The sequence below is a fragment of the Cobetia sp. genome, from assembly GCF_983723665.1.
This window is the reverse complement of the sequence record NZ_CFDJES010000263.1, coordinates 1-2,187: the sequence shown is the minus strand read 5'-3', so window position 1 is coordinate 2,187 and position 2,187 is coordinate 1. Positions and strand designations below refer to the sequence as shown.

2 protein-coding genes and 1 pseudogene are annotated in these 2,187 nt (G+C 65.1%); all 3 read right to left on the bottom strand.

Annotated features, from left to right (window positions below; all coding sequences use genetic code 11):
* Positions 1-72: 72 nt before the first annotated feature.
* Positions 73-822 (bottom strand): dTMP kinase, encoded by a 750-nt coding sequence (gene tmk, locus AC4FAH_RS14675; protein WP_213113336.1) that lies wholly within the window; start codon positions 820-822, stop codon positions 73-75.
* Between the two features lie 99 nt (positions 823-921).
* A complete protein-coding gene (gene mltG / locus AC4FAH_RS14670; RefSeq protein ID WP_172978623.1) occupies positions 922-1,923 on the bottom strand; it encodes an endolytic transglycosylase MltG in 1,002 nt (333 codons plus the stop codon).
* 72 nt (positions 1,924-1,995) lie between these two features.
* Positions 1,996-2,187 (bottom strand): annotated as a pseudogene (locus tag AC4FAH_RS14665) (aminodeoxychorismate lyase); the annotation flags it as partial.

The following is a 2,187-nucleotide window of genomic DNA, read 5'->3' as shown; positions in this document are numbered from 1 at the left end:
GCCACAGCGAATGCTGCCACGGCAGCGGTGAGAAGCTCGAAAGCGTGACACCACTACTGACGTCTGATGCACTCATGGCTGCTCATCCGTGGCAGTGTTCGCCTGCCAGGCCGCCACGCGCGCCGCCAGTACCGCCGCGATATCGGCCTGCACCGCCTCGAGCGACTGACCGGCATCGATGGTGGCAAAGCGCTCGGGGTCGGCGTCACGACGCATGTGATAGCCGACACGCACCGCCTCGAAGAACTGCTCGGCTTCCTGCTCGATGCGGTCGGCGCCTTCGCCGGTCTCGGCGCGACGAGCGGCCAGACGGCCACGTGCCGCCTCGACCGGCATGTCCAGTAGCAGGGTCAGGTCCGGCTGCAAGCCTTTCTGCACCAGGGATTCCAGCGCCGAGATATCGGCCAGCGGCAGGTTGCGGCCACCGCCCTGGTAGGCAAAGGTCGCGTCGGTGAATCGATCGCACACCACCCAGGCACCACGCGCCAACGCCGGGCGAATGGTCGCGGCCAGATGCTGGGCACGCGCGGCGAACATCAACAGCAGTTCGGCATCATCACTCAGCGACTCGGCCGGCGCCGGGTCCAGCAGCAACTGGCGAATGGCTTCCGCTCGCTCGCTGCCACCCGGCTCACGCGTGCGCACGACCTCGAGGCCATGCGCCTCGAGCTCGGCGACCACGAAGGCGACATTGGTGCTCTTGCCGACGCCTTCACCGCCTTCCAGCGTGATGAAGCGACCAGCGGGCGAAGCCTGGGTGGCCGCCGCGCTGGCGGCGTGGCGAGAAGACGTCGTGCTTGATGCGCTCGGACGTGAAGACATGATGTTTCCTGATTCAGACAGCAGATGACTCGCGACGAAAGCCTCGTGCAGCATGGCAGACCCTGTTCGCCACACGGGTTTCAGCTCATTCGCCACGCATTACCGATTGAGAATATAACGGCGCACGGCATTGTTGTGCTCGCGCAGCGTGCGCGAGAAGTGATGCTTGCCCTCACCCTTGGCGACGAAGTAGTAGGTATCGCCTTCCTTGGGATGCACCGCCGCTTCCAGCGCGGCGCGCCCGGGCATCGCGATCGGCGTCGGCGGCAGGCCGGTGATCACGTAGGTATTCCAGGGCGTCGGCTTGCGCAGGTCGGCGCGCGACAGCGAGCCATCATAGTCCTTGCCCAGGCCATAGATGACGGTCGGGTCGGTCTGCAGGCGCATGCCGCGCTCCATGCGACGCTTGAAGACGCCGGCGATCTCGTCGCGCTCTTCCGGGGCGCCGGTCTCGCGCTCGATCAGTGACGCCATGATCAACGCCTCGTAGGCGCTGGTGATCGGCAGGTCGTCGTCACGTCCGGCCCAGACTTCCTCCAGCGTCTTGCTCATGCGGCTATAGGCCTGCTTGTAGAGCGAGAGGTCGCTGACGCCCTTGTGATAGCGGTAGGTGTCCGGGAAGAAGCGCCCTTCCGGCTTCTCGCCCTCGGCACCGACGGCCGCCATCAACTCTTCATCGCTCATGTCGCGAGTCGTGTGCTCAAGCTTGGGCGAGGCATCCATGGCAGTGCGCATCTGGGCGAAGGTCCAGCCCTCCGGCACGGTCAAGGTATAGCTGACCACATCGTCACTGGACAGCAGCGCCACCAGCTCACGGCCGTTCAAGCCCGGCGTGAGACGGAATTCACCGGCGCGCAGGCCATTGACGGCCTCAGGCTCGAGGCGCGACCACACCTTGTACGGCCAGCTCGCCTCGATGATGCCATGTGACTCGAGCTCGCTCACGACCCTGGTCAGGCTGGCGCCCTTGGGCACCTCGAACAACTGTTCCTTCTCGATCGCCAACGGTGACAGCAACTGCGCCTGCCAATAACGAAAGCCCACCACACCCGCAGCCACGGCCAGCACTACCAGCATCAGGAGGATCTTGAACACTCGCATAATCAGGTTTCCAGTCTTCATGGCGAAGGCGACGACCGCGCAGGCATGCCTGCTGACGCTCGTCGTCTTCCGTCAGTTCGCGGGCTCGCCCAGCAAGCGCGCGACAGTGTGATTCAACTCGTCCAGCGCCGGATGCGCCTCATCCTTCCACTCAGCCAGAATCGCGCCATCGGCCTTGAGCAGGGTGCGCAGCGGCCAGACGCCCTGCACGGAATTCATGACGACGACCTGCTCGGCCCACGCGAGTGACTCAAGCCCCTCACG

What these genes read in the sequence shown, in the direction of transcription:
- mltG (WP_172978623.1), bottom strand. Translation starts at nt 1,923, where the DNA reads ATGCGAGTGTTCAAGATCCTCCTGATGCTGGTAGTGCTGGCCGTGGCT.
- tmk (WP_213113336.1), bottom strand. Translation starts at nt 822, where the DNA reads ATGTCTTCACGTCCGAGCGCATCAAGCACGACGTCTTCTCGCCACGCC.